Here is a 12,064-nt window from a genome sequence, read left to right on the forward strand (position 1 = left end):
TTTTTTTATGGGATACGGCTGGAGCAGGGTGCTTATCACTCACCCTCGTCGAAGTAATTGTTGATCAGCTCGATCAGGGCGCGCATGGCCTCGTCGCTCTGTTCACCTTCGGTTTCCAGTTGCAGCACCGTGCCCTTGCCGGCGGCCAGCATCATGACCGCCATGATGCTCTTGCCATCGACCGGCGACTCGCCACTACGGCCGACGCGAACGCTGGCGGGATAGCGGCCAGCCACGCCGACGAACTTGGCGGCGGCACGGGCGTGCAGACCCAGCTTGTTGATGATGGTGATCTGTTGGGCAGGCATTGAGTCTGTCCTTGTCGAAACGAAACGGGCGTCAGAGATCGCGGTGACGAATCTGGACGTTCTTGAGCAGGTCTTTGAGTTCGCGACCCAGGCGATCGGCCAGATAGACCGAACGGTGATGACCACCGGTACAGCCGATGGCCACGGTCACATAGGACCTGTTGTTGGCGGCGAAACGCGGCAGCCACTTCACCAGGTAATCGCGGATGTCATTGTACAGGGTCTCTACCTCGGGCTGTTGCTCGAGATACTCCCGCACCGGGGCGTCCAGTCCGGAAAAGTCGCGCAGGTCCGGTTTCCAATAGGGATTGGGCAGGAAGCGCACATCGAAGACCATGTCGGCATCCACCGGCAGGCCGCGCTTGAAGCCAAAGGACTCGACCAGGTAGGCGGTACCCGGCTCCGGCGCGTTCAGCAGGCGCAACTTGAGGATGTCGCGCAGCTGATAGAGATTCAGGTGGGTGGTATCGATCTTCAGGTCGGACAGATCGGCGATGGGCGACAGCAGCACCTGTTCGTCGTGAATGGCCTCGGCCAGGGATCTTTCCTGGTTGGATAGCGGATGCCGGCGGCGCGTCTCGGAAAAGCGCTTGAGCAGCGTCTGGTCATCGGCATCCAGATAGAGGATGTCACAGCGGATGTTGCGGCTGCGTACCTGTTCGAGCAATTCGGGAAAGCGCTGCAACTGGCTGGGCAGGTTGCGTGCATCGATGGACAGGGCGACCTTGGGCTGGGGCCGCTCCATGTCGGTCAGGGCGTGCTGGGCCAGCTCGGGTAGCAGACTGGCCGGCAGGTTGTCGATGCAATAGAAGCCATTGTCCTCAAGCACGTTGAGCGCCGTACTCTTGCCCGACCCGGAACGTCCGCTCACGATGATGAGGTGCATGTCAGTGTCCGCTCTGGGCCTCGACGACGATCTGATAGAGCGCCTGGCTGTCCTTGGCCTTGCGCAGTCGGTCGCGGATGTCGGCGCGATCCAGGATGCCGGCGATCTGGCGTAGCAGGGTGAGGTGTTGTTCGGTGGCCGCTTCCGGGACCAGCAGGACGAACACCAGGTCTACCGGGGCGCCGTCCAGGGAATCGAAGTCCACCGGCTGCTGCAGGTGGAAGAGTACGCACAGCGGTTGCTGCAGACCCGCCAGGCGGCAGTGGGGAATGGCGATGCCATTGCCGAACCCAGTGGAGCCCAGGCGTTCGCGCGCCATCAGGCATTCATGGATGTGCGCCGCATCATGGCCGGGCAGTTCCTGCGCGGCCAGCTCGGCGATGCGTTCCAATACGGCGGCTTTGCTGCCACCCGGCGCACCCGTCTGGGTACGGCCGGGGGTCAGGATGTTTTCGAGTTTGATCATAAAGCGGCGATCGAACCTCAGCGGACGCCAATGCCCTGCTGGCGTTCGATCGATTTTTCCTTGTGTTTAATCAGTTGGCGGTCGAGCTTGTCGGCCAGGAGATCGATGGCGGCATACATGTCGTCGTGCTCGGCGTTGGCGACCACCGCAGCGCCGGAGACGTGCAGGGTGGCTTCGGCCTTTTGCTTGAGCTTGTCCACTTCCAGGATGACCTGGACGTTGGTGATGCGATCGAAGTGCCGTTCGAGGCGGGCGAGTTTCTCGCCGATGTAGTCACGCAGGGCTTCCGTCACTTCAAGCTGATGGCCACTGATGTTGACTTGCATACCGCTTCTCCTTATTGCCGGGCTGCGATCGGCGAAGCTGCTCGCCGACATGACACGGGTCGATCGAGGCACGGTCACACATCAGGACGCGTCATAGGAGACGCTTGCGTTCGCTGGACGGAGCGATACCCAGGGATTCCCGATACTTAGCCACCGTGCGACGAGCGACTTGTATACCTTGCGATTCCAGTAAACCAGCGATCTTGCTGTCACTCAACGGCTTTTTCGCGTTTTCCGCCGCCACCAATTTCTTGATGATCGCGCGGATCGCGGTGGAGGAGCATTCGCCGCCCTCGGCGGTGCTGACGTGGCTGGAGAAGAAGTACTTGAGTTCGTAGATGCCACGCGGGGTGTGCATGAATTTCTGGGTGGTCACCCGGGAGATGGTCGACTCGTGCATGCCCACCGCCTCGGCGATGTCGTGCAGGACCAACGGCTTCATGGCCTCTTCGCCATATTCGAGAAAACCCCGCTGGTGCTCGACGATCTGGGTCGCCACCTTCATCAGGGTCTCGTTGCGGCTCTGCAGGCTCTTGATGAACCAGCGCGCTTCCTGGAGCTGGTTGCGCATGTAGGTGTTGTCGGCGCTGCTGTCGGCGCGTTTGACGAAACCGGCGTACTGGGGATTGACCCGCAGGCGCGGTACGGCTTCCTGATTGAGCTCCACCAGCCAACGCTCGTTGTGCTTGCGCACGATGACGTCCGGCACCACGTATTCGGCTTCGCCGGATTCGATCTGCGAGCCGGGACGCGGGTGCAGGGTCTGGATCAGCTCGATGATCGGCTTGAGCTCGTCTTCCTTGATCTTCATGCGCCGCATCAACTGCGCATAGTCACGGCTGCCGAGCAGATCCAGGTAGTCGCCAACCAGGCGCTTGGCTTCGCCGAGCAGGGGCAGGGTGGCGGGCAGCTGGGCCAGCTGGATCAGCAGGCATTCGCGCAAGTTGCGCGCGGCGACGCCGGCGGGCTCGAATTGCTGGACGCGTCTGAGCACCACCTCGACCTCGTCGAGATCGACTTCCAGCTCGGGGTCGAGGGAGGCATGGATGTCTTCCAGGCTTTCCTGCAGATAGCCGTCGGTGTCGATGCCGTCGATGATCGCCAGGGCGATCAGGCGGTCGAGATCCGACATGGGCGCCAGGTTCAACTGCCAGAGCAGGTGGGTCTGCAGGCTCTCGCCGGCGGAGGTACGGGTGGTGAAGTCCCACTCGTCGTCGTCATTGCTGGGCAGGCTGCTGGCGCTGGTCTGGTAGATGTCTTCCCAGGCGGTATCGACCGGCAGCTCGCTGTCGCTGGGGATGCGCTCGCTCCACTCGGATTCGTCGGCCATCTCGTTGGTGGCGACCGAGGTTTCCTTGAAGGTGGTTTCCATGGTGCCGGAGCCTGAGCTCTCATCGCCTTCGCCCGAGGCTTCGCTCTGGTCGAAGTCTTCGCCTTCTTCCTGGCGTTCCAGCATCGGATTGGATTCCAGGGCTTCCTGGATCTCCTGCTGCAAGTCGAGCGTCGAGAGCTGGAGCAGACGTATGGCTTGTTGCAGCTGCGGCGTCATCGTCAGCTGCTGGCCCATCTTGAGGACTAGCGATGGTTTCATGGCTGCGGAAATACACCTTGTCTACCGACGCGAACAGCGCCACCGAACCTCGCGAACCCTGCGAGCGTTAGCAAATTATATGCCTTGTTTCCCCGGGTTTGCCTAGAGGCGGAATTCGTGACCCAGATAGACTTCCTTCACCAGATCGTTGGCGAGGACTTCTTCGGCGGTACCCTCGGCGATGAGCTGGCCATCGTTGACGATGTAGGCCGTTTCGCAGATGGTCAGGGTTTCCCGCACGTTGTGGTCGGTGATGAGCACACCGATACCCTTGGCCTTGAGGTGGCGGATGATCTGCTTGATGTCACCCACCGAGATGGGGTCCACACCGGCGAAGGGTTCGTCCAGCAGGATGAACTTGGGCGCGGTGGCCAGGGCGCGGGCGATCTCGACACGGCGACGCTCGCCACCCGACAGGCTCATGCCGCGGTTGTCGCGGATATGGGTGATGTGGAATTCCTGCAACAGGCTTTCCAGCTCGCGCAGGCGGCCGGCCTTGTCCAGGTCCTTGCGGGTTTCCAGGATGCCGAGGATGTTGTCGGCCACGGTCAGCTTGCGAAAGATCGAGGCTTCCTGGGGCAGGTAGCCGATCCCGGCGCGGGCACGACCGTGCATGGGCAGGGCGGTGACGTCCTGATCGTCGATCAGCACGCGACCCTGATCGGCCTTGACCAGGCCGACGATCATGTAGAAGCAGGTGGTCTTGCCGGCGCCGTTCGGACCGAGCAGGCCGACGATCTGACCGCTGTCGATGCTGACGCTGACGTCGCGAACGACCTGACGACCCTTGTAGCTCTTGGCCAGATGCTGGGCTTTGAGCGTAACCGTCATTGTCCCTGCCCCGACTGCTGCTGATCCTTGGGCTGGATGACCATGTCGATCCGCGGCCGCGGCGTGGTGACCTTGCTGCCATTGGCGCGACCGGCGTTGACGATCTGGCGCTGGGTGTCGTAGACGATCTTCTCGCCTTCGAAGGTGTTGCCCTGTTGGACCACCTTGGCCTGGTCGATCAGAATGATGCGATTTTCCTGGGCGAAATACTGGATGGTCAGACCATAGGCCTTGACGATGTCCTTGTCCGCCGAAGGCTTCTGCTCGTAGTAGGCTGGCTTGCCCACTGCGGTGGCGACCTTGATGTTGCCCTGGTTGTCCTGGGTCAGGGTCACCGTATTGCCGGTGATCTTCATGCTGCCCTGGGTGATGACCACGTCTCCGCGGTACACGGCCACGCCCTGCTTGTCGTCGAGCTCGGCGCTGTCGGCCTGCACACGGATCGGCTGGGTGCGATCGGTCGGCAGGGCCCAAGCCGCGGCACTGCCAAGGGTGGCGCCGAGGGTGAACAGGAAGGGGAGGGTTTTAACGAACCTCATGCTGGCCTCTTACGTTGGACAGCAGGAGCATTCTGCCGTCTTCTAGATACGCTTTCATGCCATTGGCCGTGGTCACCCCATTGGCGGCCTCGATTCTAACGGCTTGCTCGGTTTGCGCATATTGTTTGTCAGGAAAGACGGTCATGCGGGTGGTGGTCAACACCACTGGGCGGCCTTTCTCATCGGTACGCTCGACGCGCACGTCATCGATCAGCTCCGCCTGACTGCCACCGGGGGCGACCTCGGCGCGGGCACTGCGAATGTGCCAGGGATAGTCGGTACCGCGAAAGGCCAGCATGTCGGGGCGGGTCACCAGGGTGACGTCGGTCGCCTTGACGTGTTCGCTGCGCTCGGCCTTGAGTTCGTACTGGATCTTGCCATCCAGACGATACTGGATCGTCCGGGTATTGAGGGCGTAGCCGTCGATGGCGCTGTCTTGCGGGGTCGACGAGGCCGGAGCATCGACGAAGCGCTGCGGCAGGATGTTCCAGTAGCCGATCGCGATGAGCGCGGCGGCGATCAGGACCAACAGCACGGGGCGGCGCAAGCTGCGAAACATGAGGGTACCTGTGGTGGGCCGCACCAGGGCGGCGGGTTGAACACGAGAGTGCGGCGTATTAGTCGGGCAGTATAACCCGGCCTACAGCACCCCGGCGCGTAGCAGGTCACCCATGTTGAGGGCGCCGATTGGGCGGCGCTCGTCATCGATCACCACCAGGGCATTGATCTTGTGCTCCTCCATGATCTTCAGCGCCTCGGCGGCGAGCATCGGCGCCCTGGCGGTTCGACCACCGCGGGTCATCACGGTTGCGATGGGCGTGGTGCGCACATCGATGCCACGATCCAGGGCACGACGCAGATCGCCGTCGGTGAAGATGCCGGCGAGACGGCCATCGGCGGCGAGCACGCTGGTCATGCCCAGCCCCTTGCGCGACATCTCCAGCAGGGCATCGGACACCAGGGTGTCTTCGCCGACCTGCGGCAGGTCGGCGCCGGCATGCATGACGTTTTCCACCTTGAGCAGCAGGCGCCGGCCCAGGGCGCCGCCCGGGTGGGAAAAGGCGAAGTCCTCGGCGGTGAAGCCACGGGCCTCGAGCAGGGCGATGGCCAAGGCATCGCCCAGCACCAAGGCGACGGTCGTGGAGGAGGTGGGTGCCAGATTGAGCGGGCAGGCCTCGGTGGCGACGCTGGTGTCCAGGTTGACGTCCGCGGCCTTGGCCAGCGGCGAGGCGGGATTGCCGGCAAAGCTGATCAAAGGGACGCCCAGGCGCTTGATCAGCGGCAGCAGGGTCAGGATCTCACTGGAGGTGCCCGATTGGGAGATGGCGATGATGACGTCATCGCGGGTGATCATGCCCATGTCGCCATGGCTGGCTTCGGCCGGATGCACGAAGAAGGCCGGGCTGCCGGTACTGGCAAGGGTCGCGGCGATCTTGTTGCCGACATGCCCGGATTTGCCCATGCCCAGGACCACGATACGCCCGCGGCAAGCGAGCAGCCGGCGACAGGCGGCGGCAAAGCTTGCGTCGATGCGCTCGCCCAGGGCGGCCACGGCCGCTCGCTCTACATCTATGGTGCGCTTGGCGGAGGCGATGAAATCTATTGAGTCGGGCATGGGTCAGAAGGCAGGTGACAGGACAATCGGAAATTATATGCGCAAAGCCGCGACACTCAGCAACGCCGCCTGCAGCTTGGAAGTCTCATCGGCAACGAATGCTATAGTGCCGCCCTTTTGCCGGGGCCGCCGAACGCAAGAGCCGCGTGCCCTGAAGCGGCGGAGCGGCGTCTCCCTGCACAGAGTTGAACGTTAGGAGTCTTGATGACCGTCGATAGCCCGTACGCCGTGGAGTTGAAGGGTGTTTCCTTCAAGCGCGGCACGCGTCTCATCTACGACCGCGTCGATATCCGCATCCCGCGGGGCAAGGTCACCGGGATCATGGGACCGTCCGGCAGTGGCAAGACCACTCTGTTGCGTCTCATCGCCGCCCAGTTGCGGCCGAGCAGCGGCGAGATCTGGGTCAATGGCGCCAATCTGCCGCAGCTGTCCCGGGGCGAACTGTTCGAGATGCGCCGGCAGATGGGCGTGCTGTTCCAGAGTGGCGCGTTGTTCACCGACCTCGATGTGTTCGAGAACGTGGCCTTTCCGCTGCGCGTGCACACCAAGCTGCCCGAGGAGATGATCCGCGACATCGTTTTACTCAAGTTGCAGGCGGTGGGGTTGCGTGGCGCCGTCGAACTGATGCCGGACGAGTTGTCGGGTGGCATGAAGCGCCGGGTCGCCCTGGCGCGGGCCATTGCCCTGGATCCGCAGATCCTCATGTACGACGAGCCCTTCGTCGGCCAGGACCCTATCGCCATGGGCGTGCTGGTGCGCCTCATCCGCCTGCTCAACCAGGCCCTTGGATTGACCAGCATCGTGGTCTCCCACGACCTGGCCGAGACCGCCAGCATCGCCGACTACCTCTATGTGGTGGGCGACACCAAGGTGCTGGGGCAGGGCACGCCGAAGGAATTGCGCGAATCGCCGGATCCGCGGGTTCGCCAGTTCATGCAGGGCATCCCCGATGGCCCGGTACCCTTCCACTATGCCGCGCCGGATCTGCGCGATGCCTTGCTGGGGAAACACTGATGCGTAAGGTCTCCGCCGTGGAGCGGATTCGTCGGCTGGGCCGAGCCGGGCTGGACGTCGTGGCGGCCATCGGCCGCTCGGTGATCGTCCTGCTGCTGGCGGTGTTCGGTCGCGGTGGCGTGGGCAACGGCCTGCAGCTGCTGGGCAAGCAACTCTATTCGGTGGGCGTGATGTCGCTGCCGATCATTGTGGTGTCGGGCTTCTTCATCGGTATGGTGATCGCCCTGCAGGGCTACAACATCCTGGTCAAGTACGGTTCCGAGCAGGCCGTGGGGCAGATGGTGGCCCTGACCCTGCTGCGCGAACTTGGCCCGGTGGTGACCGCGCTGCTGTTCGCCGGCCGGGCGGGTTCCGCCTTGACCGCCGAGATCGGCAACATGAAATCCACCGAGCAGCTGTCCAGCCTGGAAATGATCGGCGTGGATCCGCTCAAGTACATCGTCGCGCCGCGTTTCTGGGCCGGTTTCATTTCCATGCCCCTGCTGGCCGCCATGTTCAACGTGGTAGGCATCTGGGGCGCGGCCATGGTCGCCATCGACTGGCTCGGTGTCTACGACGGCTCCTTCTGGGCCACCATGCAGAACAGCGTGATGCTCAGCGACGTGCTCAATGGCGTGGTCAAGAGCCTGGTGTTCGCCTTCGTGGTGACCTGGGTCGCCGTCTTCCAGGGGTATGACTGCGAGCCGACCTCCGAAGGCATCGGTCGCGCCACCACCCGTACCGTCGTCTATGCGTCGCTTGCCGTGCTCGGCCTCGACTTCATTCTTACCGCCCTGATGTTTGGAGATCTCTGATGCAAACCCGCACCCAGGAAATCGGTGTCGGACTCTTCCTGCTGGCCGGCGTGCTCGCACTGCTGCTGCTGGCGCTGCGGGTAAGCGGTCTGACGATGAGCGACCATCACGATACCTACAAGGTCTATGCCTACTTCGACAACATCGCCGGTCTCACCGTGAGATCGCGGGTGACCATGTCGGGCGTGACCATCGGCAAGGTCACCGCCATCGATCTCGACCGCAACAGCTACCGCGGTCGGGTCACCATGCAGATTGACAAGCAGGTGGACAACCTGCCGACCGACTCCATCGCCTCGATCCTGACCGCCGGCCTGCTCGGCGAGAAGTACATCGGCATCAGCGTGGGCGGTGACGAGCAGGTGCTCAAGGAGGGTTCGACCATTCGAGATACACAATCCTCGCTGGTTCTCGAAGACCTGATTGGCAAATTCCTGCTCAACTCGGTCAATAAAGACTCTTCCGCCAATAAATGATGAGAGGCTTCTCCATGCTCAAGCTACTTCGTCACGGAGTGATCGCGATCCTGGCCCTGCTGCCGCTGGTGTCCCAGGCGGCGCCCTCGGCCCATGACGTCATCCAGCAGACCACCAGCACGCTGCTCAGCGACCTCGAGGCCAATCGCGACCGGTATCGCAGCAGCCCGGAAGCCTTCTACGAGTCGCTCAACAACATCCTCGGCCCGGTGGTGGATGCCGAAGGCATCTCGCGCAGCATCATGACCGTGCGCTACAGCCGCAGCGCCTCGCCCGAGCAGATGGCGCGCTTCCAAGAAAACTTCAAGCGCAGCCTGATGCAGTTCTATGGCAATGCGCTGCTGGAGTACAACAACCAGGGGATCCGGGTGCTGCCCGAAGGGCCGTCCGACGGTCCCGATCGCACCAGCGTGGGCATGGAGGTCAAGGGCAACAACGGCACCGTGTACCCGGTGCAGTACAGCATGGTCAAGCAGGGCAATGAGTGGAAGGTGCGCAACGTCATCATCAATGGCCTGAACCTCGGCAAGCTGTTCCGTGACCAGTTCGCCCAGGCGATGCAGGAGAACGGCAACGACCTGGACAAGACCATCAACAACTGGGCGGGCACCGTGGCCAAGGCCAAGGATTCTCCCGAGGCCCAGAAGGCCAAGGTCGGTTCGTGAGTCGCGCCGTCATCACCGGCGAAGGCGCCCGACTGCAACTGTCGGGCGTGCTCGATCACGCCAACGTGCCCACCCTGCGCGAGCAGGGCAGGGCGCTGATCGGCCAGGGCAAGGGTCCGCTGGTGCTCGACTGCGCCGGTGTCGAACGCTCCAACAGTGCGGGCCTCGCGCTGTTGCTGGCCTGGCTGCGCGATGCCCAGGCCGCGGGGCGCCCGCTGACCATCGCCAGCCTGCCTTCCGAGTTGCGGCAGATCGCCGACGTCTCGGATGCCCTCGCACTGCTGCCCCTGGCGGAAGACGCGCACGGGTAGCGGTCATCGCAGTCGCCGTACAGCCGGTTTTTTTGTATGATCGCCGGCTGTACTAGATTGCCGAGGTGCCGCCATGCAGGCCCAAGAAGTCAAAAGCCTCCTGGAGGCAAAACTGGCCGATACCCAGGTCGAAGTGGAAGGCGAGGGCTGCAACTTCCAGCTCTACCTGATCAGCGACGAGCTCCAGGCACTCAGCCCGGTCAAGCGTCAGCAGCAGGTCTACTCCCATCTCCAGCCGCAGATCGCCGATGGCAGCATCCATGCTGTCACCATGAAATTCTTCACCCGTGCTGCCTGGGCCGAACGCGCCTGATTCGCAGCGCCGAGAACTCGCTATGGACAAACTGATCATTACCGGCGGCAACTGCCTGAACGGTGAAATTCGCATTTCTGGGGCCAAGAACTCCGCCCTGCCGATCCTGGCCGCGACCCTGCTCGCCGACACCCCGGTGACCATCGCCAACCTGCCGCACCTGCACGACATCACCACCATGATCGAGCTGTTCGGCCGCATGGGCGTCCAGCCGGTGATCGGTGAAAAGCTCAACGTCGAGGTCGATGCCTCCAGCATCAAGACCCTGGTCGCGCCCTATGAGCTGGTCAAGACCATGCGCGCCTCGATCCTGGTGCTGGGCCCGATGGTCGCCCGCTTCGGCGAGGCGGAAGTCGCCCTGCCCGGCGGTTGCGCCATCGGTTCGCGGCCGGTCGATCTGCACCTGCGTGGCCTGGAAGCCATGGGTGCCAAGATCACCGTCGAAGGCGGCTACATCAAGGCCAAGGCGCCGGCCGGCGGCCTGCGCGGCGCCCACTACTATTTCGACACCGTCAGCGTGACCGGTACCGAGAACGTGCTGATGGCCGCTACCCTGGCCAAGGGCCGCAGCGTCATCCAGAACGCCGCCCGCGAGCCCGAGGTCGTCGACCTGGCCAACTGCCTGATCGCCATGGGTGCCAACATCCAGGGCGCCGGTACCGACACCATCACCGTGGAAGGCGTCGAGCGCCTGGGTGGCGCCACCTATTCGGTGCTGCCGGACCGCATCGAGACCGGCAGCTACCTGGTCGCCGCCGCCGCCACCCGCGGTCGCGTCAAGCTCAAGGACACCGATCCGACCATCCTCGAGGCCGTGCTGGCCAAGCTGGAAGAAGCCGGTGCCCACATCGCCACCGGCAGCAACTGGATCGAGCTGGACATGAAGGGCAATCGCCCCCGCGCGGTCAACATCCGCACGGCGCCCTACCCGGCGTTCCCCACCGACATGCAGGCCCAGTTCATCTCCATGAACGCCGTCGCCGAAGGCACCGGTACCGTGGTCGAGACCATCTTCGAGAACCGCTTCATGCACGTTCACGAGATGGTGCGCATGGGCGCCAACATCGCCATCGAAGGCAATGCCGCCATCGTCACCGGCGTGCCCAGCCTCAAGGCCGCCCCGGTCATGGCGACCGACCTGCGCGCCTCGGCGAGCCTGGTCATCGCCGCCCTGGTGGCCGAAGGCGATACCCTGATCGATCGCATCTACCACATCGACCGCGGCTACGAATGCATCGAGGAGAAATTCCAGCTGCTCGGCGCCAAGATCCGTCGCACGCCCAAGTAAGGACCTCCGATGCTGACCATCGCCCTGTCCAAGGGCCGTATCCTCGACGACACCCTGCCGCTGCTGGCGGCGGCGGGGATCGCCCCGACCGAGAATCCGGACAAGAGCCGCAAGCTCATCATCCCGACCACCCAGGACGATGTACGGCTGCTCATCGTCCGCGCCACCGATGTGCCCACCTATGTGGAACATGGCGCCGCGGACCTGGGCGTGGCCGGCAAGGACGTGCTGATGGAATACGGCGGCGATGGTCTCTATGAGCCGCTGGACCTGCGCATCGCCCGCTGCAAACTGATGACCGCGGGCGCCGTGGGCGCTCCGGCGCCGCGTGGCCGGCTGCGGGTGGCGACCAAGTTCGTCAATGTCGCCAAGCGCTACTATGCCGAGCAGGGTCGTCAGGTCGACATCATTAAGCTGTACGGCTCCATGGAGCTTGCACCGCTCGTGGGGCTGGCCGACAAGATCATCGACGTGGTCGACACCGGCAATACCCTCAAGGCCAACGGACTCGAACCCCAGGAGCTGATCGCCCATATCAGCTCGCGCTTGATCGTCAACAAGGCCTCGATGAAGATGCAGCATGGCCGTATCCAGGCCCTCATCGAGACCCTGAGACACGCCGTCGAGGCGCGCGGCGCCTG

At 63.5% G+C, this 12,064-nt stretch carries 17 protein-coding genes; 8 read left to right on the forward strand and 9 right to left on the reverse strand.

The window, feature by feature from the left end:
• Positions 1-35 precede the first annotated feature (35 nt).
• The 9 genes from C722_RS0108240 to C722_RS0108280 all read right to left on the reverse strand — a co-directional run bounded on the left by C722_RS0108240 (position 36) and on the right by C722_RS0108280 (position 6,562).
• A complete protein-coding gene (locus C722_RS0108240) occupies positions 36-308 on the reverse strand; it encodes an HPr family phosphocarrier protein (protein WP_017640049.1) in 273 nt (90 codons plus the stop codon).
• A 31-nt stretch (positions 309-339) separates the two neighbouring features.
• Positions 340-1,194, reverse strand: a complete 855-nt coding sequence (gene rapZ, locus C722_RS0108245; protein ID WP_017640050.1) for an RNase adapter RapZ — start codon at positions 1,192-1,194, stop codon at positions 340-342.
• A 1-nt stretch (position 1,195) separates the two neighbouring features.
• Entirely contained in the window at positions 1,196-1,660 is a 465-nt protein-coding gene (ptsN, locus tag C722_RS0108250; protein ID WP_017640051.1) for a PTS IIA-like nitrogen regulatory protein PtsN, read from the reverse strand.
• A 17-nt stretch (positions 1,661-1,677) separates the two neighbouring features.
• A complete protein-coding gene (gene hpf / locus C722_RS0108255) occupies positions 1,678-1,986 on the reverse strand; it encodes a ribosome hibernation-promoting factor, HPF/YfiA family (RefSeq protein ID WP_017640052.1) in 309 nt (102 codons plus the stop codon).
• 91 nt (positions 1,987-2,077) lie between these two features.
• Positions 2,078-3,577: an RNA polymerase factor sigma-54 gene (locus tag C722_RS0108260; protein ID WP_026083728.1), complete on the reverse strand. Its 1,500-nt coding sequence runs from the start codon at positions 3,575-3,577 to the stop codon at positions 2,078-2,080.
• 102 nt (positions 3,578-3,679) lie between these two features.
• Positions 3,680-4,408: an LPS export ABC transporter ATP-binding protein gene (gene lptB, locus C722_RS0108265; protein ID WP_017640054.1), complete on the reverse strand. Its 729-nt coding sequence runs from the start codon at positions 4,406-4,408 to the stop codon at positions 3,680-3,682.
• Complete coding sequence (gene lptA / locus C722_RS0108270; RefSeq protein ID WP_017640055.1) at positions 4,405-4,947, reverse strand: lipopolysaccharide transport periplasmic protein LptA; 543 nt, start codon at positions 4,945-4,947, stop codon at positions 4,405-4,407. The genes lptB and lptA overlap by 4 nt, the downstream gene beginning before the upstream one ends.
• Positions 4,934-5,506, reverse strand: a complete 573-nt coding sequence (gene lptC / locus C722_RS0108275) for an LPS export ABC transporter periplasmic protein LptC (RefSeq protein WP_007159515.1) — start codon at positions 5,504-5,506, stop codon at positions 4,934-4,936. The genes lptA and lptC overlap by 14 nt, the downstream gene beginning before the upstream one ends.
• Before the next feature lie 81 nt (positions 5,507-5,587).
• Entirely contained in the window at positions 5,588-6,562 is a 975-nt protein-coding gene (locus tag C722_RS0108280; protein WP_026083729.1) for a KpsF/GutQ family sugar-phosphate isomerase, read from the reverse strand.
• Positions 6,563-6,766: 204 nt separating this feature from the next.
• Between C722_RS0108280 and C722_RS0108285 the strand changes: the two genes are divergently transcribed.
• The 8 genes from C722_RS0108285 to hisG form a co-directional block, all read left to right on the forward strand.
• On the forward strand, positions 6,767-7,576 hold the full coding sequence (locus tag C722_RS0108285) for an ATP-binding cassette domain-containing protein (RefSeq protein ID WP_017640057.1): 810 nt from the start codon (positions 6,767-6,769) through the stop codon (positions 7,574-7,576).
• Positions 7,576-8,370 carry a lipid asymmetry maintenance ABC transporter permease subunit MlaE gene (gene mlaE, locus C722_RS0108290; protein ID WP_017640058.1) on the forward strand — a complete coding sequence of 265 codons (795 nt, stop codon included), beginning with the start codon at positions 7,576-7,578 and terminating at the stop codon, positions 8,368-8,370. Before C722_RS0108285 ends, mlaE begins: the two co-directional genes overlap by 1 nt.
• On the forward strand, positions 8,370-8,846 hold the full coding sequence (mlaD, locus tag C722_RS0108295; RefSeq protein ID WP_007159511.1) for an outer membrane lipid asymmetry maintenance protein MlaD: 477 nt from the start codon (positions 8,370-8,372) through the stop codon (positions 8,844-8,846). Before mlaE ends, mlaD begins: the two co-directional genes overlap by 1 nt.
• Positions 8,847-8,860: 14 nt before the next feature.
• The gene (locus C722_RS0108300; protein WP_026083730.1) at positions 8,861-9,511 is read left to right on the forward strand and encodes a phospholipid-binding protein MlaC; all 651 of its coding nucleotides are present in this window, start codon (positions 8,861-8,863) and stop codon (positions 9,509-9,511) included.
• Complete coding sequence (locus tag C722_RS0108305) at positions 9,508-9,822, forward strand: lipid asymmetry maintenance protein MlaB (protein ID WP_017640060.1); 315 nt, start codon at positions 9,508-9,510, stop codon at positions 9,820-9,822. The genes C722_RS0108300 and C722_RS0108305 overlap by 4 nt, the downstream gene beginning before the upstream one ends.
• A gap of 73 nt (positions 9,823-9,895) precedes the next feature.
• A complete protein-coding gene (locus tag C722_RS0108310) occupies positions 9,896-10,135 on the forward strand; it encodes a BolA family protein (RefSeq protein WP_007159508.1) in 240 nt (79 codons plus the stop codon).
• Between the two features lie 22 nt (positions 10,136-10,157).
• A complete protein-coding gene (gene murA, locus C722_RS0108315) occupies positions 10,158-11,423 on the forward strand; it encodes a UDP-N-acetylglucosamine 1-carboxyvinyltransferase (RefSeq protein ID WP_017640061.1) in 1,266 nt (421 codons plus the stop codon).
• A 9-nt stretch (positions 11,424-11,432) separates the two neighbouring features.
• Positions 11,433-12,064, forward strand: a 632-nt coding sequence (hisG, locus tag C722_RS0108320; RefSeq protein WP_007159506.1) for an ATP phosphoribosyltransferase, incomplete at its 3' end; no start/stop codon positions are given.

It is taken from the genome of Pseudomonas sp. 313, from assembly GCF_000316965.1.
Lineage (GTDB): Bacteria > Pseudomonadota > Gammaproteobacteria > Pseudomonadales > Pseudomonadaceae > Chryseomonas > Chryseomonas benzopyrenica.